This window comes from Glaciecola sp. 2405UD65-10 (genome assembly GCF_048820975.1).
Taxonomy (GTDB): Bacteria; Pseudomonadota; Gammaproteobacteria; order Enterobacterales; family Alteromonadaceae; genus Glaciecola.
In genome coordinates, this window is record NZ_JBMEUF010000001.1 from 1,094,363 (window position 1) to 1,115,906 (window position 21,544).

Here is a 21,544-nt window from a genome sequence, read left to right on the forward strand (position 1 = left end):
ATATTTGGAGATTATAATGCCATTAGCATTACTTGCATTAGCACTCAGTGCCTTTGCCATAGGAACAACTGAATTTGTGATAGTAGGACTCTTGCCTACTATGGCGGAAGACTTAAACGTTTCAATACCGTCTGCAGGCTTGCTCGTTAGCCTTTATGCTTTAGGTGTTGCAATAGGCGCGCCTGTGTTAACAGCCTTAACAAGTAAATGGAACAGAAAGCACGTTTTATTAAGCGTAATGGGCTTATTTGTTTTGGGGAACCTAGTGGCATGGCAAGCCCCTAGTTTTGAGGCGCTTGTAGTTGCGCGCATACTAACAGGCTTAGCGCACGGCGTATTTTTTTCGATAGGCTCAACTATCGCTACAGGGTTAGTACCTAAAGAAAAAGGCGCAAGTGCCATTGCTATTATGTTTACAGGCCTAACCGTCGCCCTTGTTACTGGGGTGCCTTTAGGTACTTATATAGGACAAATATTTGGATGGGAAGCAACTTTTCTTACCGTATCAATTTTAGGCTTCCTTGCCATGATTGGCAGCGCAATATTAGTACCTAGTAATTTAAAACAGGCAAAACCAACGAAACTGCTAACACAATTTAAAGTGCTAGGGCATCCTCGATTATTGCTAGTGTATGCCATTACAGCAGTTGGTTATGGTGGGACATTTATCGCTTTCACATATTTAGCTCCAATATTAAACGAGATCAGTGGTTTTGAATCTAGCTCGGTAGCGCTAATACTCTTAGTGTATGGTGTATCGGTTGCTGTTGGTAACATTTGGGGAGGCAAAATGGCTGACAAATGGGGGCCTATTAAAGCATTAACAGTTATATTTTTAGGTTTAGCGGCAATTCTACTCATGTTGAACTTTACCGCTTATCATCCTGTTTTAGCTGTTTTGACAATACTTGTGTGGGGAGCATTTGCATTCGGTAATGTGCCCGGATTGCAGGTCTATGTAGTAAAACTAGCTGAAAAATACACACCTGACGCAGTAGACGTTGCATCAGGGCTCAACATAGCGGCCTTCAATGTAGGCATCGCAATTGGCGCTTGGGGCGGCGGCCTTATAGTAGAAACCAAGGGTTTAATGAACACCCCTTGGGTTGGCGCCATTGTTGTTTTAATAGCACTAATATTAACTCGTTATAGCGGCATGCTTGATAAAAAAGAAAAAGCGCTAAATTAGTTTATGTGATCTGAATCTTCATAATGCGCGTTTCAATAATTGACTAAAATTAATACAAAGGAGTATTTTATGTTTATTGAACAGGTAAGTATGACGAATTTGTTTGGTCAATTAGGACTTGGAAGTAGCGATGAGGCAATAGAGACATTCATTGCCGAACACAAGGGCTTAAACAAAGGTCAGTATTTGCATGAGGCGCCCTTTTGGTCAAACAGCCAAGCCGCATTTCTACAAGGCGCGATTAAAGAAGATGCAGATTGGGCAGAAGTCATTGACCAACTTAATCTTAGACTGCACAAATAGATATATTTCATTCAAAAGTAGCCTACAAGCGATTTACGTTAAATTTTATCGCTTTAGGCTTTCCTGCTAAGCCTGACCTAACTATACTCATTTTATATACCCCCCATTCAATTAATAATATTGGAGTAAGTTAGAAATGAAAAAGATTGCTTTAGTACTCTCAGGTTGCGGTGTTTTTGACGGCAGCGAAATACAAGAAGCGGTGCTCACCATGTTGCACATTGCTAAAGCTGGCGCCTCTTATGAGTGTTTCGCCCCTGATATCCCGCAAATGCATGTACTTGACCATACTACTGGCGAAGAAATGCAAGAAACTCGTAATGTCATGATTGAAGCGTCAAGAATTTCTAGGGGCAATATAAAACCAGTTTCACAGTTACATGCCAAAGACTTTGATGCGGTAATTTTGCCAGGCGGTTTTGGTGCGGCTAAAAACTTATCTGATTTTGCAGTGAATGGCGCAAAATGCGAAGTAGATGCTAGCACGCTTAATGCCTTAAAAGAATTCTCTACATTAAAGAAGCCAGCGGGTTACATGTGCATTGCCCCCGCTATTGTTGCTCACGTATATGGCAGTGGTTCTAAGGTCACCATTGGGAATGATAGTGAAACTGCGAGTGCCATTGAACAAATGGGAGCTTCACACTGTGAGTGCGCAGTTGACGACATAAGCTATGATGAAGCTAACAATTTGGTAACTACTCCAGCTTACATGCTTGCAAATTCAATCAGCGAAGCCGATGCAGGTATTAGTAAACTTGTAAATAAAGTCATGCAATTATGTGCGTAAACTATTTTACGGTTCAACTATTCAGCACTGCCGGATAGTTGAACTCTTTGATTGACATTCACCCAATTTACTTCTACCTTGCAGGCTATCAATAAATGCCCTTAACAAGAGATTATATATTGCCACTTCCACCTTTGCTTCCGTATGAAGCCGAGCGCTTACAAGCGCTTAAAAACATGAATATTCTTGATACGCCTCAAGATAAGCTACTTGATGCCATAACATTAGAGGCGCAAGCTTACTTTAATAGTAAATCGTGTTTAATCAGTTTAGTAGCAGAAGACCGGCAGTGGTTTAAATCTAAGCAAGGGCTTGATGCAAAGCAAACACCTAGAAACATCTCATTTTGTACCTATGCTATTGCGGAAGAAGAATATTTAATTGTGCCTGACTCACTGGCTGACGAGCGTTTTGCCAACAATCCTCTTGTTACCGGCCCCCCTTACATTCTTGCCTACGCAGGTAGCATTTTACATACAGCCAATGGATATGAAGTAGGTACCTTTTGTGTTTTATTTGATAAACCTCGCACCTTTTCAGATGAAGATATTGCGGCACTGAAACGTTTCGGCGCAGCCGCTGAGAAAGTATTAATTGAAGGTTACATTTTTGAATAAGTCATAAATTTATCTGAACCACGCTCATGTAATTTCACTATTCTGTCATTTTTTACCGCTATTCTTTTCAAAACGAATCAATAAGGACTTTTGTGTGCGCTTAATTGCTTTATTCACTTTACTCACCATACATCATTTATCTTGGTCAATCGATATCATTGCGCACCGGGGTGCATCAGGATACTTACCTGAACACACCAAAGAAGCAACCGTAATGGCGTACATGCAAGGTGCTGATTATATAGAACAAGACTTAGTACTAACGAAAGATAATCACCTTGTTGTGCTGCATGACATTCATATCGAAACAGTTACGAATGTTGAGCAAGTATTCCCGCAGCGAGCTCGAGAAGATGGTCGCTATTACGCGATTGACTTTACCTTAGATGAGCTTCGTCAATTACGCATTCATGAGCGAGAAAGTAGTGAACACAAACGTGTTTTTGCGTCGCGCTATACAGGCTCGGCTAATTTCACCATTGCTACTTTTAGTGAAATGGTAGAGCTAATTGGCGAACTTAACCGCATGTTCGGAACAAATACCGGCTTTTACCCTGAAATTAAAGCACCTGAATGGCATTTGGCTGAAAATAAAAATATTGCAGACGTACTGGTTAAAACACTTAATTCTTTAGAGCTGAACAATGCGCAGTCTCGTATTTTTGTGCAAAGCTTTGAACCCACTAGCCTACAGTATTTAAAAGATACGCTTAAAATAAAAGTACCGCTTGTCCAACTTATAGGGAGCAATGATTGGGGGGAATCAAGCGCTGATTATACGCGGATGCAAACAGAAGAAGGTTTACGAGAAATAGCTAAATATGCGGCGGCTATTGGCCCGTGGCTACCACAAATTATTTCTGAAGAGGGTTTTAGCGATTTAACAAGTATGGCAAAGCAAGCCGGTTTAAAAGTCCATCCTTATACGTTTAGAATGGACGTAATAAATAACGAGAAAAAAGCTGAAGAGCTCTTTACTGCCTTAAAGAAACACGGCATTGATGGACTATTTACTGATCACATCATGCCTTTTATGCAAACAAAAGATTAAATCAAGGCTTACTCATTCGAATAACAACACGCCTGTTCTTTTCCCGTTCAAGTGTGTTGTCATTAGGTGAAGAGTGTCGTTTTTCTCCATGCCCTGTCACTTCTATTCGTTCAGGGTTTACGCCCATGCTAGCGAAAAAATCCTTAATTTCGCTAGCTCGTTTTATCGAAAGTTGTTCATTCAACCAGCTACCGCCGTAACTATCGGTGTAACCGTCAACCAGCACTAGCTCTAGGTCAATATCTTCTTTTAAGTACTCGCCAATCATATCAAGGCGGCTTTGCGAATATTTGCTTAGTTCGCTTGAGTTCTTTTTATAAGAAAGCACGGTATAGGCAATATCATCAAAGCTATAGCGCAACAAATTATCTACGCAGGCGTTAAATTGGTGATACTCAGGGCTGAAATTACTAGCGTTTAACGAAACCGCAACCGAATCTTGGCTGTTTAGCCAATCTTGATAGTGAATAGTTGGCCAGTAACCTTTCTCCAACTCCGTTAACATATCCCACGCGGTGGCTTCGGGTAAATCACCATCATATTGTTTGCGAATATCCATGGTGCCTAACTTGCGCTGCATTGCGCCGGTCATCCAAGTTGGAGGGGTAGAGTAAACGCTAGCGGTATCAAAACGGCTTGGCAAACGCACCATGTCTAAGTTAAATTCTAAATTAAGCTGTTTAGATGCCTCGGTTATGAACGACGCACGGCCGTAGCCTGGAATATTGTGCTCAAGTTCACAAATGAGCCTTGTTTGCTGGCTAATTTCCCACATAGACGTTTCTACCGGTGCAGAATACGTCCGCATGCCAGCCTGTGATGCTGAGCTTATCAACACGCCTACCGCCAAAATAATTGTTTTCAACATAGTTTGCCCCTTTAACGCCTCTTTTATCGGCTTTTTCTGTAAAAGGTTTAGCCATCAAATGCTATCTCATGCATACTATTAGGCGTTAAATAAATCAAAATAAATAAGTGAAGTTATGTCTGCAACACCCCCTCAGTTAAATCAGCGTTTTCGTGGCTATTTCCCCGTAATTATTGATGTAGAAACCGCAGGCTTCAATGCCCAAAGCGATGCACTTCTTGAAATTGCGGCAATTACGCTAAAGATGGACGAACATGGAATGCTCACGCCTGATGAATGTTTTCACGAACATGTTGTGCCATTTGAGGATGCCAACATTGAAAAAGCGGCCATTGAATTTAATGGAATTGACCCCTTCTGTGCGCTGCGCGGTGCTAAAGAAGAAAGCGAAGTGATGAAAGATTTATGCAAGCACATTCGAAAACTACAAAAACAAGCAGACTGTCAGCGCAGCGTGATTGTGGCGCACAACGCGACGTTTGATCAAAGCTTTGTAAATGCAGCTATTGAACGACAAGGCATTAAACGCACGCCCTTCCACCCTTTTGTGTCATTTGACACCACCTCATTAGCGGCCCTTACGCTGGGGCAGACTGTATTAGTAAAAGCATGTGAAGCGGCTAAAATAGATTTTCAGCAATCACAAGCGCACTCTGCTTTATACGACACGCAAAAAACCGCTGAATTATTTTGCTATATGGTAAATCGTTACCAAAGCCTTGGTGGTTGGCCGCTTGAACAAAGTGAATAAAATTTATACGTATATTTTAAAAATAAATAAGTAAAAACACTTGCCTTAAACCTAAACAACAATTATTATCATTTGCAATAGAGTTAATTGAGTTGAGTGTAAGTATTCATGTTTGTATGTGTATGCCACGGAATTACCGATAAGCAAATTGAAGAAGCTGTTCGCGAGAACGGTGTAGGCAACATGCGTGAGCTTAAAAAACAGCTTGGTGTGGGCTCTCAATGTGGCAGCTGTGTGAATATGGCACAAGACATCATTGATATGACCATTATTGATGAAAGCTTGTTTAAAGAAGTTTGCTAATTTTCTCTGAATAAATATCAGACATAAAAAAACCGAACATGTGTTCGGTTTTTTTTATGTTTGAGTTTCTTACTCCGGCTTATTTTTAGCCGCACTTTCTTTAATCAATTCTTGTAGTTCGCCCTGCTGGAACATTTCCATAATAATGTCACAGCCGCCTACTAATTCGCCGTCAACCCAAAGTTGTGGGAAAGTCGGCCAATCTGCATATTTAGGTAATTCGGCGCGAATATCAGGGTTCTGCAGAATATCAACATATGCAAATTGTTCATTACATGACATCAAAGCCTGTGATGCTTGCGACGAAAACCCGCATGAAGGCAACTTAGGCGAGCCTTTCATGTAAAGTAAGATTGGGTTTTCACTAATTTGCTCTTTAATTTTATCTATAGTTTCCATGGTGCGCTCGTCTTTAAAAAATGAAATATGGATGTAAATATTGGGTACATATTACAAAATTCAAGGGTATAACGCACCTAATAGTTGTAATTACGCTATATCATATTGTTTATGTCTTATGTAATATCTTATAGGCACTATATACTTAATAGTGATCCAGATCGGCACAATAGTAGAATGAGTTAAGACTACTGTAATTTTAAACCCAAAATAAGATCAGACTTAGGGTTTAAAAATCTGGATTCATCCTCATTTTATAGACTGACATTTAATACATAACACATGGAGAATATACATGGCTTTTGAATTACCTGCGTTACCTTACGAAAAAACAGCTTTAGAACCGCACATTTCTGCTGAAACATTAGATTTCCACCACGGTAAGCACCATGCAACTTACGTGACTAAATTAAATGGACTAATTGAAGGCACTGATTTAGAAAACAAATCTTTAGAAGAGATTGTTAAATCTAGTGACGGCGGCGTATTTAATAACGCTGCACAAATTTGGAACCATACTTTTTATTGGAACAGCCTAGCGCCAGATGCTGGCGGCGAACCTACTGGCGCACTTGCTGATGCAATTAACGCCAAATGGGGTTCGTTTGCAGACTTTAAAGCCGCTTTCAATGATAAGGCAGTTAACAACTTCGGCTCTAGCTGGACTTGGTTAGTAAAAACAGCTGACGGAAGCTTAGATATTGTTAATACTAGCAATGCTGGCACACCTATTACGCAAGAAGGCGTTACTCCGCTAATTACTGTAGATTTATGGGAACATGCTTACTACATTGATTACCGTAACGTTCGTCCTAACTACCTAGAAGGTTTTTGGGCATTAGCTAACTGGGAATTTGCATCAAGCAACTTTGCTAGCTAAGCTTTTTGTTAACTAACAGCCGTTAGTAATAAAAAAACGCGAACTTCTTATGAAGATTCGCGTTTTTTATTGCCTAATGTTTAAAAGCGTCTAACTTAAGTTATCTCGGGCACACCATTGCAATCATACTTTCATCGGGTGATATAGCGATTCTAGATACCCCCTCTTGGCAAGCCTTTTCATTTATAGAAATAGCTTCCCACTTTTCAAAAGGTTGTAATTTGTTGTTTTGTTCTATAATTTTACGCGCATATACATTACTTCCATCACTGGTAAATGCATAACCTGAAGGGCTTAGTGCGTAATAGTCAGTGTTAGCAGGCAACTGCGCAACTCGGCGGGTTTTGCCTGTTTCTTGGTTATAAGCCTTTAGCCAATGTCCTTCTTCACTTGTTCGTGAATACAAATACCAATTGCTGTGCTTATAACGAACTAAACTGGCACCAATATTACTATCTATTAATTTGGCCGCTTGTTTAGGGTCGTTTGCGGCCGCTAATTGCAGGGTATGTGGTTCACCTAGCACAAATAAAAGTAAACTCTGTTCATTAAGCCAAACATGGTAGCCAACAGGCTCAATTTTACTGGCTAAATGCGTAAGCGCTTTACCTTGCATGTTAAGGGCCCAAAGTTCTTGTAAGCCACTCTCATTTACGCGAATAACAGAAAATAAATCTTGATTCGGCATAGGCGTGGGCGAATATTCACTTTGCGGGCTCTGCGATAAGTTTTTATGCTCACCCGTGGCGATTGAAAACGAAAAAACATCCATTTGCTCTTCGCTACTAATCATTTGTGTATAAAACAAATTTTCATTAGTAAAAAAGTAAGGTTGATTAGTATAGGCATCAGTGTCAGTAATGCGCACTAAATCACTTATTTCAACTTTATTTTCAGTTTGCAACTTTCCTAAATATAAATCACTCGCGTCTTGTGCAAATACAGACGTTTGCATGAACAATAGCGAAATAAATCCAAAGGAAGTAATGACTTTTTTCATAAATGGCTACTTTTCAGCTCGTTGCGCTGGAATAATAGGTGTGATTGAATTTACATCACTATTTTGCCCACGGTGGCGTAACAAGTGGTCCATTAAAACTAAGGCTAACATGGCCTCAGCAATGGGCACTGCGCGAATACCTACGCAAGGATCATGCCGCCCCTTTGTAATAATTTCTGCGCTCTTACCTTCTACATCCACCGTTTGGCCTGAAATACTAATACTAGACGTTGGCTTCAGGGCCATATGTACTAGCACTTCTTGACCCGTTGAAATACCACCTAACACGCCACCGGCATGATTCGTATGGAAACCATCAGGAGATATTTCGTCACGGTGATCTGTGCCTTTTTGGGTAACGCAGTCAAAGCCATCTCCTACTTCAACTCCTTTTACCGCATTTATGCCCATCATGGCGTGTGCGATGTCTGCATCTAAACGATCAAACACCGGTTCACCTAAACCAACTGGCACATTAGTAGCCGATACAGAAACTTTTGCGCCTACTGAATTGCCCTCTTTCTTTAATGCTCTCATGTATTCCTCAAGGGCATCTAATTTAGAAGCATCGGGGCAAAAGAAAGGATTTGTATTGGTAATTTCGTGATCTACCGTATCAATTGAAATTGGCCCTAATTGTGAAATGTAGCCGCGTATTTCAATTCCATAAGTTTGCTTTAAGAATTTTTTAGCGATTCCACCGGCGGCAACTCTCACCGCAGTTTCACGCGCTGATGACCTACCACCACCACGGAAATCACGCATACCAAATTTCTGTTGGTATGTGTAGTCAGCATGCCCTGGTCTAAAACTGCCTTGAATTTTTGAATAATCTTGGCTGCGTTGGTCAGTGTTTTTGATCAGAAGACCAATGGATGTACCGGTCGTTACGCCGTTAAACACACCAGAAAGAATTTGTACTTCATCGGCCTCGCGGCGCGCGGTAGTAAATTGAGAAGTGCCCGGTTTTCTTCTATCTAAGTCAACTTGTAAATCTTCTTCTGTTAACTCAAGCCCTGGAGGGCAGCCATCAACCACTCCGCCTATAGCTATACCATGGCTTTCACCAAAAGTAGTTAAGGTAAACAATTTACCAAAGGTATTTCCCGACATCCTAATTCCTTATTCTAAATTTTCTAACAACTGCGCTTGGGCATCGAGTTGTGCTTTATTAATCGCAAATATTCCACTGCCGCCTTGGCTAAGTTCGCACCAATGTACCTTAAGTTCTGCAAACCTGTCAGCGAAATTCACTTCACTGTTGCCAACCTCAACAAACAACCAAGCATTTTCATTCATATGTTTAGACGCTGATTTAAGCAATTGCAGGGTTAAATCAAGGCCATCTTCGCCTGAAGCGAGCGCTAGCTCAGGTTCGTGATGATATTCGCGTGGAAGATCGTCCATATCTTCAGCATCTACGTAAGGCGGGTTTACCACTAATAAGTCATACTTTTGCTCACCTAAATTAGAGAATAAGTCTGACTGCATAGGAAACACACGTTCATCAAGTTGGTAAGACGCTATATTAAACGAGGCAACGTCAAGTGCATCGCTGTCAATATCAACGGCATCTACTTGAGCCTCTTCAAATGCAAACGCTAAAGCTATAGCTATACATCCACCACCTGTACACATATCAAGAATAGTGGGATTTTCTGGTAATGATACGTAGTCGCTGAATTTATTCGCAATAAGCTCAGCAAAGGGTGAGCGCGGTATTAACACGCGTTCATCAACAAAAAATGGCATACCCGCAAACCATGCTTGCTGCGTCAAATAAGGTAAGGGAAGGCCTTCTTCACAGCGCGTTTTTATCCACGACAAAATGGTAGCTCGCTCGTCATGAGTTAGGGTGCATGGGTAAAACACGGCTTGTTCTTGTGGGCTAATGTCTAAAGGTAAGGCCAAAGCACTGAAAACTAAGCGGTGTGCCTCTTGCCATGGGTTTTCAGTACCATGGCCAAAATACACATCATGCTGGTTAAACTCACTCATCGCAAATCGAATATAGTCGATAATACTATGCAGTTGATGACTTAACTCTTGAACATTATTAAAACGGGATGGGGCTAATTCAGCCATTTACTTTTATACTCACTTCGCCTTAGTTAATCACTATATGTACTGCTAGCAACTTGCTTGAAAAATTAATTGCCAATATGCATGCATACGAGTGTACGAACTGGGTATAATAACTAAATTAACATGACTTTTCTTTTAAAAATAAGCGAATGAATAAAAAAACCGATGAAGACAGCGGGTTTGCCGCTTTATTTAAAGATGCGAAGCCTGTTGTTTACGACAAATACATACCCACGCGCAAAGAAAAGCACCTTACCAAGTTACAAAAATCAGATTCGCCAAACAATAGTAAACGCCAGCAATTGGCTAGCGTGGCACTTTCAGACGAATATCAAGCTCATTGGCCGCACAATAAGCCGCTCTCTTATTTAAAAAACAACGAAGCTGAATCAAAAGACGCACTTAAAAAGCTCAAAATGGGCCACATTCCACCTGATATAGAAATTGACCTACATGGCCTAAGTTCACGCCAAGCTAAAGAAGAGATAATAGCAGTAATATTTGAGGCTAAACAACGTCATTACCCGTGCGTAAATATTATCCACGGCCACGGTAGTGGCGTACTAAAGCAAAAGATTCCCAACTGGCTAGTTCAGCACCAAGACGTGATTGGCTTTATTCAAGCCCCAAAAGCTTTTGGTGGAAAAGCTGGCTTACTCGTATTAATCAATGTTGATTTTATTGAGCACAAGCTTTAACAAGCGCTGGGACTAGCTCTAAAATAAGGGCTGCCTAACAATCTATTTTATAAATCTTCTTTTACATTGTGTAAAAATAAATAAACGTAGTAAGCGCATATAGAACAAACAACAAAAATACCAAGAATTGAGCCCCAAGCAACGGGGTCTGAAAGTAATAAGTCCAACATAATATTCACCTTTGAGTTAATGTAAGTAGCGTTAACTGATGAGTAAATATTAGTTGAAAATAGATTTTCGAAGATGATCTTGATCAATTTTTTCGTTAGCTAAAACCCTTAAGCACTCGGTTTATTGAGCTAAATCAATTTTTATGACGTTTCCCCATTTGCTTTGTTACTTAAACAGGCGAATAAACCAGTTATCATCTAAGTCATCTTCACACGTTTTAAGTTGTGCAGCATAGCGCCTTGAACGAGCGTCAACTTTGTTCGCTACTTTTACCAACCATGCTTTTTTGCGGTAAGACTTTCTTTTATAACCACCCCAGCCTTCATGATAATTTAGGTATTGTGCGCCTGCATCCCATTTAGATATTTTATTTATTTTGTGAGTTTTACTTATAAACCAGCCCATAAAATCAATAGCATCTTCAAAATCGGTACGGTCAGAGAACATGCTGCCAGCTTCTTTTTTGTAATCGTTCCAAGTCATGGTTTTGGCTTGGGCGTATCCATAGGCAGAACTTACCCTGCCCCACGGAATCAGTCCAAACATGACGTAATCGCGTGGGGGTAGTGCATCGTGGCGAAAAGAGCTTTCTTGATACATCATTGCCATAGGTACATGAATGGGCACCCCCCATTTTTCACGCATATCGGCCGCGGCATCATACCAGCTATCTTTTTCTTCAAAAATACGGCATAAATTTTCACGTTCAGTGGGCTGCGTTGTTGCGCAAGCACTCAAAAATCCGCATACAACTAAACAAATTGAAAAATGTTTGAATTTATTTAAAAACATAATGAACTAATCTCAAGTACGTCGCTCTTACTAATGTGTGTTAATTATTTCCCTAAGTGTGTATTGCCTGATGCCTTTTGCATCAGGCTTTTTTTTGCCTATAACTTGCTATTCGCAAGCTAAATCAGGGTTATGAGGTTTACGTGTGGTGAAATAATCATTCACAAATTGTTCAAACGGTTTCTCGTTTTTTGCCTCTATTTCTTTTTGCGCGATTACTGACGCCTTTGCTTGCTCTACAAAGGTTTGCTCAGGTATATGTTTATAATTAAGGCCTGACATATGCGCCTTATACTCTTTTGCTAGCTCTAAGCCCAAACTACTGTTGTCAATGTTGTTGTCTAAAAGCGTAGCGAGCCATTTACCAGAGGCGGTTAAACTCGCGTCATTAAATTTTTCGCTTTGCAAATTAACCGCTTTAGAATAACGGTCGGTTTCATTGGCTGCATCAAGTATTGCCGCTACTTTGAGTAACTCTTCATTTAAGCCTAAGCCCCAATCTTTTAACGATATTTTTTCACTGCCATTTTGCAGCATCAAACTTGGGTCTCGCCCTTCTAAAACCGTCTTATTAATATTGTCTTGGCTAATTTCAAAACAATTCTCAACAAATTTAGGTGACGGCTCTAGCAAGCAATAAAGTAAGAAAACATCTAAGTAGTGGAATTGGCTTTCTTCTATTCCAATCGGAGAATATGGATTTACGTCTAAAGAGCGCACTTCTAAATAACTAACGCCCCTATTTTCTAATGCATTAGTTGGCATTTCTTGTGACAAGGCAATTTGCTTAGGTCTAATAGGCGAATATAACTCGTTTTCAATTTGCAATATATTGCCATTCAACTGTTGCCAGCCTTGTGCATCACTGCTAGAAAACTGGCTATATTCAGGTGCTTTTTGCCCAATCGCTTTGCGCACGCTACTCACGTATGTATCTAGGTCGTTGTAGCAAATATTTAAAGATGACTGCGCGCTACTAGTATAGCCCAAATCACTCATACGCAATGAGGTTGCATAGGGTAAATAGTATGTACCTTTACCTACTGTTTTAAACGAATGGGGTGACTTTTTGTGAGAAATAAAAGAACTACATAAAGCCGGCGACGCACCAAATAAGTATGGGATTACCCAAGCATATCGGCGAAAGTTTCTGATCATAGAAAAGTAGTGTGCCGACTGCGTGGTTTTATTCCATTGCTCACCTTCATTCTCACACCATAATTGCCAAAAAGAATCGGGTAGAGAGAAATTAAAATGCACACCTGAAATAACTTGCATCATGCTGCCATAGCGATGATGTAAGCCATTGCGATACACTGCTTTCATCTTTGCAATATTAGAAGAACCATAATTAGCAATAGGGATTTTAGTTTCGCTATTTATAAAACACGGCATACTCAAAGGCCACAAGTATTCTTCACCAATAGACTCATAAGTAAATTTATGAATATCGATAAGTTGCGCTAAAGATGTTCTAGCTCTGTTTTCTGGCGGCGTAATAAATTCAAGCAATGACTCAGAAAAATCAGTTGTGATGTATTCGTGAGTTAAGGCTGAGCCTAAAGATTTAGGGTGTGGCGTGTCAGCTATACCACCACTTTCATTGACTCTTAAAGTCTCACGCTCTACGCCATGCTTTATATCTTTAAGCGCTTGCAAAAAACGAGGCTGTGAAACCGCTAGCAGCCTCGTCTCAAATGTTGTTTGATTATTTGACAAATTATTGTTCTCTAAGGGTTAAATTACAACGAGGCCTATTGAGGCACTGTTATTATCTCTATTTCTTTACCAAACGCTTTTAAAGACTCTTTAAGGGTATTGGCATCACCTACTACTAAAATGTGCATCTTATCAGTATCTAGCCATTTGGCTGCAAGCGCGTTAAGTTCATCTATTTTAATGTTCTCAATAATATCTTGCTGCTTCGCCGTATAATCTTTATCCAAATCTAATGATAACAGTCGCATAAGAAATCTGGCCTTTTGGCTAGGCGTTTCATAGCGTAAGGCATCAGACTGAGTATAGGCACTTTGTAAAAACACAAGCTCCTCTTGTGACATACCCTTTTCTTGGTACATGTTTATCTCATTTAAGAACTCTTGAATACTCTCTTTAGTAAATTCAGCAGTTACATCAGCACTTGCTACGAACGTTCCGGTCGTTTTTCCACCTGAAAAACGGCTCCTAGCGCCATAAGAATAGCCTTTGTCTTCACGCAAGTTTAAATTAATACGGCTATTAAACATACCACCCAGGGTAAAGTTTGCTAATGATAACTTAAAATATTCATCGTATGGGTCATAGACCGGTGCATGACGGAAAATATTTACCACTGATTGCACACTGCCTGGATTATCTACAATATAAATTTTGCCTTTTTCTATTTGCGTATCATATTCAAAGGTCGGCAACATATAATCTTTACTTTCCCATTTGCTTAAAAAGCGAGTAAGGTCGAGTACTTTTGACTTATCCATATCCCCCACAGCCACTAAGGTTGCATGATTCGGCCGTACGTACTTATTGTAGTATTCTTTAACATCATCAAGGGTAATAGATTTAATACTTTCAAGTGTACCTGAATCAGGTAAACCCAAACGTATTTGGTCAGAATAAAGTAGCATGTTACGGCCTCGGCTTGCTAATACCGATGGGTTTTTCAAAGATTGTTGCATACCTTGTAGTGTGCGCTGTTTAACTAAATCAAAATCTGCCTCTGTAAAGCCCGGCGACAATAGTTTATCTTCAAGTAAAACGAGTGTTTCTTGTGCATATTTACTTAAGGTATTAACTTCAACGCTCATATACCGCCCATTCGCGCTAAAATTAATAGCGCTGCCTAACAAGCTTAGTTTATTGGCAATCTCTTCGGTTGAATGAGCTTGTGTGCTTTCATTCAACAATTGAGCCGTTAAACTTGCCACACCGAGTTTATCAAGGTTATCTAATAACACCCCACCTTCCATACTTAATGAAATAGATAATGTGGGGGCTTCCGTTGTTTGTACACCTAATACTTTTATGCCATTGTCAAAGGTGTGCTCCCAAAATTCAGGAACCGATACCGCTTTATTAGCGCTTGCCTTGGGCATAACGCTACGGTCAAAGGCATCAACAATACTGGGCGCTTCAAATTCAGCTACTTGCTTACCGTTAAGTGGAATAACGCGCTTATCTAAACTGAAGTTTTGTGCTGCAACGGCCAGTTCAGTTTGTCCATTAGGTACTATTGATAATACTACTGCGGCTTTATCTTTAATATATTGATTGTATACCCGCATAACATCGTCTTTGGTAACTTGGTTGTAGCGCTCAATATCAAGTGATACTGTGTCGGGCTCACCTCTAAATATTTGGCTAGACGCCATCATATTGACTTTGCCTGATACACTTTGCAGCGCATTTATACTGTTACTTTCTATTGCACTTTTAACACGCTGTAAGTCATCATCTTGAACCCCACGCTCTTCGAACTCCGCTAGCGAAGTTTGCATAATTTCACTAAGGCTTTCTAGGTCGCTTACATTTTGAGGATTCGCTAATGACAACAAAACAAACTCGCAAGCTAACTCTTTACAAGGGTGGTTTGCGAATGCTTGTACAGCTAAGCCATTCTTTACCATATTTTTGTACAACAGTGATGTTTTACCTTGGCCCAAGATATTTGCTAACACATCTAGCGCTGGCTCATCATCATGATCTCGATATACGGTTGGGTACGTGAGTTGTAACAAAGGTAAATGCACTTTGTCTTCTAAGGTAATATAACGCGATTCGTTCAAACTCGCGGGTTGCTTTTCGGCAGGAGTAACTTCTGGCCCTTTAGGGATAGGCCCAAAATATTTTTCAATCCACGTTTTTGTTTGGGGAATGTCAATATCACCGCCAATAGTTAATACCGCATTATTCGGGCCGTACCAGCGTTTAAAGAATGCTTTTAAATCTTCTACATTTACGCGGTCAAGGTCTTCAACATAACCAATAGTTGACCACGAGTACGGGTGTCCTTTCGGGTATAAGGCCTCAGCTGTGCGCTCTGAGCGTAAGCCATAAGGCTGGTTATCAACACGCTGACCGCGTTCGTTTTTAACTGTTTCTCGCTGGGTTTCAAATTTCGCTTGTGTAACCGCCGGCAACAAAAAGCCCATTCGATCAGCTTCTAGCCAAAGCATTTTTTCTAGTTGATTGGCCGGTACCGTTTCAAAATAATTTGTTCTATCTGTATTGGTTGTGCCATTTAAACTTCCGCCAGCTTCTGTAATGATTTTAAAATGCTCTTCATCTGCAACATGCTGAGAACCTTGAAACATCATATGCTCAAAAAAATGAGCAAACCCCGAGCGGCCGTAATCTTCGCGAGCCGAACCTACATGATAAGTCACATTTACATTTACGAGAGGGTCAGATGAATCAGGGTGCAATACTACCGTAAGGCCATTATTTAGCTCATACTTGTGATATTTTATGACATCACCTGCAAGTTCTATAGGCTTGCCATTAATGCTCGAGTTGTTGCTCGGAGCGTCGCTGCAAGCCACTAAAATTAAGCTTGAAGCTAGTGCGATTGTTAGTTTTTTATAACTTATCATTACCATCTTTATCTAAAAATTTGCTCAATTGCTTATGATGGATAAAAAAATCGTATTTGTAAAAGCCTAATTAACAATTTATGCTAGACTTCCCATATTATAAGGCACTTTCAATCGTCTTCGCAGGAGTTATATAGTGACAGCGACAGCACAGCTTTTTGATAAAGAATTCGCCCTTACCCAATTAGGGGGTAATACCGATTTACTCAAGCGGATGTTAATTAAATTTGAAGATGAATTTAAAACCGTTCCAGAAGAAGTTAGAAACTTGTTCAATAACAATGAAATTAAAGAAGCTAAATTAAAAGTCCATACCACTAAGGGCTTGTCAGGTAATTTAGGTCTAATGGCTTTATATGAATCAGCTAAAACCTTAGACCAACAACTACGCGCAGGTGTTGCCGATGACAGCATGATTGAACTATTTGCTCAAACTATGGCTGATACTTGCGACACGATTAAACAAGTCCATTTAGCACAAAACTCTGTGCCTGAATTTACCAGCAGTGTTGTTAATAACAAATATTACGAAGAATTTATTCAAAGGCTAGAACGTCATGAATTCATTGATGATGAAAGCCTGCACAAATATGTAAATGATTTGGACTTGTCTGACGATGAAAAGAAGCACTTAATCAGTTTGGTGGAAGAACTGCAATACGCAAAAGCGATTGAGATCATTAAAAAGCTTGCATAGTCAAAATATTGGTACGCGCAATATGATCCCTACGGTACCCATTGTATATGAGCATTCTGATTTTTATATAGTGAATAAACCGGTAGGCTTGACAATGCATGATGTCCACCACGGTATTATTCCGCGTTTGTGCAAACAAACCGGCATGTCTTCGTTGTACCTTGTTCATAGGCTTGATGATAAAACCAGCGGTTGTATTATTTTAGCAAAGAACAATTCAGCCGCAAGCGAGTTTGGTAGGCTGTTTGAACAACACGCTGTGCAAAAGTATTATGTGGCAATTATAAATAGCAAACCGAAAAAGAAACAGGGCAAAATTTGTGGTGACATGCTCAAATCACGCAATGGCTCATACAAACTCAGTACGCTTCAAACTAATCCTGCTCTTACTTATTTTTTTACCCGAAGCATTCAAGCACAAATAAATGTTAGTAGCGAAATAGCACGTCCGGCGCTTCGCATAGTATATTTGCAACCTAAAAGCGGTAAAACCCATCAATTAAGAGTGGCCTTAAAATCACTTGGTAGCCCTATATTAGGTGATGATAGATACAAGGGGTCACAAAGCGACCGTATGTACTTACATAGCTACAAACTTGATTTTAAATACAAGGGCACAAGCATAAGCGTAAGCTGCAAACCTTGTGAGGGAAAAGTTTTTGCTTTATTAAATGATGAGCACTACAGTGAATTTGATAAACTTGCGTGGCCTAAAGCATGAAGCTTGCCATTGTAGGCCAAGGCGCTATTGCTAGCCTTTTTGCACACTACTGGGAAAATGCGCATCTTACTGTTTTAGTAAGAGCACTGCCTACACAGCCTAAAAAACTTAAGCTACTAAGTGGATTAAGTGTCTCTTTAGATTTTCCATTTGATGATATTAAGCAACCTAAGAGTAATGACTTTGATGCCCTTTTGATTTGCGTAAAATGCTATCAAGTTAAAGCACTTATCAATAATATTAAACCGTGGCTACAAAGCTCAACTAAAATCGTTTTGGTGCAAAATGGGATGGGTGGTGCGCAACAACTCAGCCAAGCTTTTCCGATGAATACTCTGCTAGTAGGAACATGTACTGATGGTATATTTCCGCTAAGTGACGACTGTTATCAACAAACGGCGCAAGGAAACTTAGATATTGGCGCATACACCAACAGCACAATGAGCGGATCAAGCGCTGGCTTTTTAAGGGATTTCGCAAGGTATCACCCCAGCGCAACCTTGCATAATGACATAAGCCTAGCTTTGTACCGCAAACTCGCGATAAACGCCGTCATTAACCCGCTAACAGCAGTACGGAAAGTTAAAAATGGTGAACTGCTAATGCATAAACAAGAACTTGATTCGCTTAAACAGGAAGTGTTTTCTATTTTTACTGCAATGAACGTTGATTGGCGGCAGCTAAAATTTAACGAAGCGATTGATGAAGTAATAAAACTCACCGCTAATAATTATTCATCTATGCAACAAGATGTTCAACACCGGCGCAAAACCGAAGTTGATGGCGTGCTTGGCTTCTTGCTAAGTATAGGCACAAAAAAAGGCGTAAAAACGCCTTTAATATCTTCTTTATACAACACCATAAAAAGTTATGAAACCTGAGTAATCATCAGCTTATTCACTGGCTAATGATTACTCACCAATGGCTTACTCACTCGCTAATGGCTTCATGTGTGGGAACAAAATAACATCTTTAATGGTATTGCAATCAGCGAATAGCATTACCAAACGGTCAATCCCAATGCCTTCACCGGCTGTTGGTGCCATGCCATATTCTAATGCAGTGATGTAATCTTCATCAAAATGCATGGCTTCGTCATCACCCGCATCTTTTTCTTGTACTTGCTTTTGGAAACGCGCAGCTTGGTCTTCAGAATCATTTAACTCTGAGAACCCGTTTGCTAATTCACGCCCGCCTACGAAAAACTCAAATCGGTCAGTTACAAATGGGTTTGCGTCATTTCTACGTGCTAAAGGCGACACTTCCCAAGGATATTCAGTAATAAACGTAGGTTGGTCTAGCTTTTCTTCCGCTGTCGCCTCAAAAATCTCACAAAGATACTTGCCAGCTCCCCAAATACCATCGACTTCAGGCTCTTTAATATGCAGTTGTTTAGCCATAGCCTTCATTTCATCTAAATGATTTTCAGGGTCTTTAATGGCTTGTTCGTTTGCGTCTGGCCAATACTTTAATATTGCATCGCCCATACTTAAGCGAGCAAAAGGTTGCGCAAAGTCATATTCTTTAACTTCAACGACTTCACCTTCAGTATTGCGAATGTGATTTTTAAGTTGCTGTGTCCCTAATACATTTTGCGCTAGCTCACGCAGCATATCTTCTGTTAGGTTCATCAAATCTTTGTAGTCAGCGTAGGCTTGATAAAACTCAAGCATCGTAAACTCAGGGTTATGGCGAGTGGATAAACCTTCGTTTCTGAAGTTTCTGTTAATTTCAAACACGCGTTCAAAACCACCTACAACTAGCCTTTTTAAGTAAAGCTCAGGCGCAATTCGCAAGTACATATCAATGTCGAGTGCATTGTGATGGGTCACAAATGGCTTAGCGGTAGCGCCTCCTGGTATGACTTGCAACATAGGCGTTTCAACTTCCATGAACTTACGGTCAGTTAAAAAGCGGCGTATGCCGTTTACAATTTCGCTTCTTATACGAAAAGTGTTGCGTGTATCAGGGTTGGTGATCAAATCAACATAACGTTGGCGATATTTAGTTTCTTGATCAGCTAAGCCATGAAATTTTTCAGGTAACGGACGCAATGACTTTGTTAATAGTTCGAAAGACTCCATATTAACGTACAAATCGCCTTTACCAGATTTGTGCAAGGCACCACTCACGCCAATAATGTCGCCAATATCTAAACTACCGTATTCTTCTTTAATACGTTTTTGGGCTGCTTTATCAGCATATGACTGGATGCGGCCGCTCATGTCTTGAAGCAATAAAAACGGGCCGCGTTTAGCCATGATTCGCCCAGCAATACTCACTTGATTGCCCTGCTCGCTTAAGGTTTCTTTATCTAACTCACCGAAACTTTCTTGTAGATCTTGTGCGTAATGTTCGCGGCGAAATTGGTTAGGATAGCCATTTGAAGGGCAATTTTCGCGAATTTTCGCAAGTTTTGCGCGGCGTTCCGCAATCAATTTGTTTTCGTCTTGTTGCTCAATAGTCATCGAGATTCCTAATAAAATAATAGCGTAAGTTGCGCTTACAATCCTGATTGTAAACTAGCAATAATAAATTTGTTTAAGTCACCGTCAAGCACGGCTTGGGTATTACGGGTTTCTACTCCTGTGCGTAAATCTTTAATTCGCGAATCATCTAGCACATAGGAACGTATTTGGCTTCCCCATCCAATATCTGATTTGTTATCTTCTAGGGCTTGCTTTTCTTCGTTTTGTTTTTGCATCTCAAGCTCGTACAACTTTGCTTTTAGTTGTTTCATGGCTTGGTCTTTATTTTTATGCTGTGAACGATCATTTTGACACTGCACCACGGTGTTTGTAGGCGTATGCGTAATGCGAACAGCGGAGTCGGTTCTGTTTACGTGTTGTCCACCGGCGCCTGATGCTCGATAAGTGTCTATGCGTAAATCCGCGGGATTAATGTCAATATCAATATCATCATTCACTTCTGGATAAGCAAATGCTGACGCGAATGAAGTGTGTCTTCTGTTGCCCGAATCAAATGGTGATTTTCTCACTAAACGGTGGACTCCGGTTTCAGTGCGTAACCAACCAAAGGCATATTCACCCGTGAATTTGATAGTGGCGCTTTTGATCCCGGCCACATCGCCTGCAGAGGCTTCAATAAGTTCGGTTTTAAACCCTTGCTCTTCACCCCAACGCAAATACATACGCACTAGCATATTGGCCCAGTCTTGGGCTTCAGTGCCACCCGAGCCTGATTGAATATCAATGTAGCCGTCGTTAATATCATTGACGCCAGAGAACATACGGCGAAACTCGAGCTTTTCAAGCTCTTCAATTAAGCTTGCTAACTCTTGCTCAGCTTCATCAAAGGTTTCTTGATCCTCTGCCTCTACAGCGAGTTCAACTAAACCTTCAACATCTTGAACGCCCTGCTCAAGGTGTTTAATAGTGTTAACCACCAACTCTAAGGCAACCCGTTCTTTCCCTAGTTTTTGCGCATTTTCAGGATTATTCCAAACATCTGGATTTTCCAATTCACGGCTAACTTCTTCTAGCTGTTCTACTTTGACATCATAGTCAAAGATACCCCCTAAGTGCAGCGGCACGTTCGCGGATGTCGGCTAGAGCGTTATTAATTGGGTTAACTTCAAACATAGATAAGCGAGAGCTCTCTTTACTGATAAAATATATGC

At 40.4% G+C, this 21,544-nt stretch carries 23 protein-coding genes; 12 read left to right on the forward strand and 11 right to left on the reverse strand.

Going from position 1 to position 21,544, the window contains the following annotated elements; all coding sequences use genetic code 11:
• Positions 1–16 precede the first annotated feature (16 nt).
• The 5 genes from ACOI22_RS05000 (at position 17) to glpQ (ending at position 3,950) form a co-directional block, all read left to right on the forward strand.
• Positions 17–1,189 carry an MFS transporter gene (locus ACOI22_RS05000; RefSeq protein ID WP_420670821.1) on the forward strand — a complete coding sequence of 391 codons (1,173 nt, stop codon included), beginning with the start codon at positions 17–19 and terminating at the stop codon, positions 1,187–1,189.
• A gap of 69 nt (positions 1,190–1,258) precedes the next feature.
• Positions 1,259–1,492, forward strand: coding sequence for a DUF2789 domain-containing protein (locus ACOI22_RS05005; protein ID WP_420670823.1), 234 nt, complete (start codon positions 1,259–1,261; stop codon positions 1,490–1,492).
• A 136-nt stretch (positions 1,493–1,628) separates the two neighbouring features.
• Positions 1,629–2,282 carry an isoprenoid biosynthesis glyoxalase ElbB gene (gene elbB / locus ACOI22_RS05010; protein WP_420670825.1) on the forward strand — a complete coding sequence of 218 codons (654 nt, stop codon included), beginning with the start codon at positions 1,629–1,631 and terminating at the stop codon, positions 2,280–2,282.
• Between the two features lie 95 nt (positions 2,283–2,377).
• Positions 2,378–2,899 carry a GAF domain-containing protein gene (locus ACOI22_RS05015; RefSeq protein ID WP_420670827.1) on the forward strand — a complete coding sequence of 174 codons (522 nt, stop codon included), beginning with the start codon at positions 2,378–2,380 and terminating at the stop codon, positions 2,897–2,899.
• A gap of 94 nt (positions 2,900–2,993) precedes the next feature.
• A complete protein-coding gene (gene glpQ, locus ACOI22_RS05020) occupies positions 2,994–3,950 on the forward strand; it encodes a glycerophosphodiester phosphodiesterase (protein WP_420670829.1) in 957 nt (318 codons plus the stop codon).
• A gap of 1 nt (position 3,951) precedes the next feature.
• Here glpQ and ACOI22_RS05025 read toward each other — a convergent pair whose 3' ends face one another.
• Positions 3,952–4,818, reverse strand: coding sequence for a flagellar protein MotY (locus ACOI22_RS05025; protein WP_420670831.1), 867 nt, complete (start codon positions 4,816–4,818; stop codon positions 3,952–3,954).
• Positions 4,819–4,933: 115 nt separating this feature from the next.
• Here ACOI22_RS05025 and rnt point away from each other — a divergent pair, with 115 nt between their 5' ends.
• Both rnt and ACOI22_RS05035 read left to right on the forward strand, forming a co-directional pair.
• Positions 4,934–5,569: a ribonuclease T gene (rnt, locus tag ACOI22_RS05030; protein ID WP_420670833.1), complete on the forward strand. Its 636-nt coding sequence runs from the start codon at positions 4,934–4,936 to the stop codon at positions 5,567–5,569.
• A 108-nt stretch (positions 5,570–5,677) separates the two neighbouring features.
• Positions 5,678–5,872, forward strand: coding sequence for a bacterioferritin-associated ferredoxin (locus tag ACOI22_RS05035; RefSeq protein WP_420670835.1), 195 nt, complete (start codon positions 5,678–5,680; stop codon positions 5,870–5,872).
• 69 nt (positions 5,873–5,941) lie between these two features.
• Here the strand turns inward: ACOI22_RS05035 and ACOI22_RS05040 are convergent, their stop codons facing one another.
• On the reverse strand, positions 5,942–6,271 hold the full coding sequence (locus ACOI22_RS05040; protein ID WP_420670837.1) for a Grx4 family monothiol glutaredoxin: 330 nt from the start codon (positions 6,269–6,271) through the stop codon (positions 5,942–5,944).
• Between the two features lie 295 nt (positions 6,272–6,566).
• Here ACOI22_RS05040 and ACOI22_RS05045 point away from each other — a divergent pair, with 295 nt between their 5' ends.
• Positions 6,567–7,151 (forward strand): Fe-Mn family superoxide dismutase, encoded by a 585-nt coding sequence (locus ACOI22_RS05045; RefSeq protein ID WP_420670839.1) that lies wholly within the window; start codon positions 6,567–6,569, stop codon positions 7,149–7,151.
• A gap of 100 nt (positions 7,152–7,251) precedes the next feature.
• Here ACOI22_RS05045 and ACOI22_RS05050 read toward each other — a convergent pair whose 3' ends face one another.
• From ACOI22_RS05050 to prmB, 3 genes are read right to left on the reverse strand one after another with little or no spacing between them, the layout of a single operon-like run.
• Positions 7,252–8,151, reverse strand: a complete 900-nt coding sequence (locus tag ACOI22_RS05050) for a hypothetical protein (protein ID WP_420670841.1) — start codon at positions 8,149–8,151, stop codon at positions 7,252–7,254.
• A 6-nt stretch (positions 8,152–8,157) separates the two neighbouring features.
• On the reverse strand, positions 8,158–9,264 hold the full coding sequence (gene aroC, locus ACOI22_RS05055) for a chorismate synthase (RefSeq protein WP_420670843.1): 1,107 nt from the start codon (positions 9,262–9,264) through the stop codon (positions 8,158–8,160).
• 9 nt (positions 9,265–9,273) lie between these two features.
• A complete protein-coding gene (gene prmB, locus ACOI22_RS05060; RefSeq protein ID WP_420670845.1) occupies positions 9,274–10,236 on the reverse strand; it encodes a 50S ribosomal protein L3 N(5)-glutamine methyltransferase in 963 nt (320 codons plus the stop codon).
• A 149-nt stretch (positions 10,237–10,385) separates the two neighbouring features.
• Between prmB and smrB the strand changes: the two genes are divergently transcribed.
• The gene (gene smrB / locus ACOI22_RS05065) at positions 10,386–10,934 is read left to right on the forward strand and encodes an endonuclease SmrB (protein ID WP_420670847.1); all 549 of its coding nucleotides are present in this window, start codon (positions 10,386–10,388) and stop codon (positions 10,932–10,934) included.
• Between the two features lie 47 nt (positions 10,935–10,981).
• Here the strand turns inward: smrB and ACOI22_RS05070 are convergent, their stop codons facing one another.
• From ACOI22_RS05070 to ACOI22_RS05085, 4 genes are all read right to left on the reverse strand, one after another.
• Positions 10,982–11,104, reverse strand: coding sequence for a DUF3149 domain-containing protein (locus tag ACOI22_RS05070; protein WP_420670849.1), 123 nt, complete (start codon positions 11,102–11,104; stop codon positions 10,982–10,984).
• 166 nt (positions 11,105–11,270) lie between these two features.
• Positions 11,271–11,897, reverse strand: coding sequence for a hypothetical protein (locus ACOI22_RS05075; RefSeq protein ID WP_420670851.1), 627 nt, complete (start codon positions 11,895–11,897; stop codon positions 11,271–11,273).
• Positions 11,898–12,005: 108 nt separating this feature from the next.
• Positions 12,006–13,616 carry a glutamate--cysteine ligase gene (gene gshA, locus ACOI22_RS05080; RefSeq protein ID WP_420670853.1) on the reverse strand — a complete coding sequence of 537 codons (1,611 nt, stop codon included), beginning with the start codon at positions 13,614–13,616 and terminating at the stop codon, positions 12,006–12,008.
• A gap of 35 nt (positions 13,617–13,651) precedes the next feature.
• A complete protein-coding gene (locus ACOI22_RS05085) occupies positions 13,652–16,486 on the reverse strand; it encodes a M16 family metallopeptidase (RefSeq protein WP_420670855.1) in 2,835 nt (944 codons plus the stop codon).
• Between the two features lie 136 nt (positions 16,487–16,622).
• On the opposite strand from ACOI22_RS05085, the gene ACOI22_RS05090 reads away from it, so the two are divergent.
• From ACOI22_RS05090 to ACOI22_RS05100, 3 genes are read left to right on the forward strand one after another with little or no spacing between them, the layout of a single operon-like run.
• On the forward strand, positions 16,623–17,183 hold the full coding sequence (locus tag ACOI22_RS05090; RefSeq protein WP_420670857.1) for an Hpt domain-containing protein: 561 nt from the start codon (positions 16,623–16,625) through the stop codon (positions 17,181–17,183).
• Positions 17,158–17,904 (forward strand): pseudouridine synthase, encoded by a 747-nt coding sequence (locus ACOI22_RS05095; protein WP_420670859.1) that lies wholly within the window; start codon positions 17,158–17,160, stop codon positions 17,902–17,904. The genes ACOI22_RS05090 and ACOI22_RS05095 overlap by 26 nt, the downstream gene beginning before the upstream one ends.
• Complete coding sequence (locus ACOI22_RS05100) at positions 17,901–18,785, forward strand: ketopantoate reductase family protein (RefSeq protein ID WP_420670861.1); 885 nt, start codon at positions 17,901–17,903, stop codon at positions 18,783–18,785. The genes ACOI22_RS05095 and ACOI22_RS05100 overlap by 4 nt, the downstream gene beginning before the upstream one ends.
• 45 nt (positions 18,786–18,830) lie before the next feature.
• On the opposite strand, the gene lysS is transcribed toward ACOI22_RS05100, so the two are convergent.
• Both lysS and prfB read right to left on the reverse strand, forming a co-directional pair.
• Complete coding sequence (gene lysS / locus ACOI22_RS05105; RefSeq protein WP_420670863.1) at positions 18,831–20,372, reverse strand: lysine--tRNA ligase; 1,542 nt, start codon at positions 20,370–20,372, stop codon at positions 18,831–18,833.
• Positions 20,373–20,407: 35 nt separating this feature from the next.
• Positions 20,408–21,506 (reverse strand): peptide chain release factor 2 gene (prfB, locus tag ACOI22_RS05110; RefSeq protein ID WP_420670865.1). Its coding sequence is split into 2 segments (ribosomal slippage): positions 20,408–21,430 and positions 21,432–21,506, totalling 1,098 coding nucleotides; the frame shifts between segments, so codons are not numbered across the junction.
• Positions 21,507–21,544 lie beyond the last annotated feature (38 nt).

Coding starts and splice junctions, on each gene's coding strand:
- smrB (WP_420670847.1), top strand. CDS start 10,386: ATGAATAAAAAAACCGATGAAGACAGCGGGTTTGCCGCTTTATTTAAA.
- ACOI22_RS05070 (WP_420670849.1), bottom strand. CDS start 11,104: ATGTTGGACTTATTACTTTCAGACCCCGTTGCTTGGGGCTCAATTCTT.
- ACOI22_RS05075 (WP_420670851.1), bottom strand. CDS start 11,897: ATGTTTTTAAATAAATTCAAACATTTTTCAATTTGTTTAGTTGTATGC.
- ACOI22_RS05050 (WP_420670841.1), bottom strand. CDS start 8,151: ATGAAAAAAGTCATTACTTCCTTTGGATTTATTTCGCTATTGTTCATG.
- rnt (WP_420670833.1), top strand. CDS start 4,934: ATGTCTGCAACACCCCCTCAGTTAAATCAGCGTTTTCGTGGCTATTTC.
- ACOI22_RS05015 (WP_420670827.1), top strand. CDS start 2,378: ATGCCCTTAACAAGAGATTATATATTGCCACTTCCACCTTTGCTTCCG.
- ACOI22_RS05040 (WP_420670837.1), bottom strand. CDS start 6,271: ATGGAAACTATAGATAAAATTAAAGAGCAAATTAGTGAAAACCCAATC.
- elbB (WP_420670825.1), top strand. CDS start 1,629: ATGAAAAAGATTGCTTTAGTACTCTCAGGTTGCGGTGTTTTTGACGGC.
- ACOI22_RS05085 (WP_420670855.1), bottom strand. CDS start 16,486: ATGATAAGTTATAAAAAACTAACAATCGCACTAGCTTCAAGCTTAATT.
- ACOI22_RS05035 (WP_420670835.1), top strand. CDS start 5,678: ATGTTTGTATGTGTATGCCACGGAATTACCGATAAGCAAATTGAAGAA.
- lysS (WP_420670863.1), bottom strand. CDS start 20,372: ATGACTATTGAGCAACAAGACGAAAACAAATTGATTGCGGAACGCCGC.
- ACOI22_RS05045 (WP_420670839.1), top strand. CDS start 6,567: ATGGCTTTTGAATTACCTGCGTTACCTTACGAAAAAACAGCTTTAGAA.
- aroC (WP_420670843.1), bottom strand. CDS start 9,264: ATGTCGGGAAATACCTTTGGTAAATTGTTTACCTTAACTACTTTTGGT.
- prmB (WP_420670845.1), bottom strand. CDS start 10,236: ATGGCTGAATTAGCCCCATCCCGTTTTAATAATGTTCAAGAGTTAAGT.
- ACOI22_RS05000 (WP_420670821.1), top strand. CDS start 17: ATGCCATTAGCATTACTTGCATTAGCACTCAGTGCCTTTGCCATAGGA.
- ACOI22_RS05100 (WP_420670861.1), top strand. CDS start 17,901: ATGAAGCTTGCCATTGTAGGCCAAGGCGCTATTGCTAGCCTTTTTGCA.
- ACOI22_RS05005 (WP_420670823.1), top strand. CDS start 1,259: ATGTTTATTGAACAGGTAAGTATGACGAATTTGTTTGGTCAATTAGGA.
- ACOI22_RS05025 (WP_420670831.1), bottom strand. CDS start 4,818: ATGTTGAAAACAATTATTTTGGCGGTAGGCGTGTTGATAAGCTCAGCA.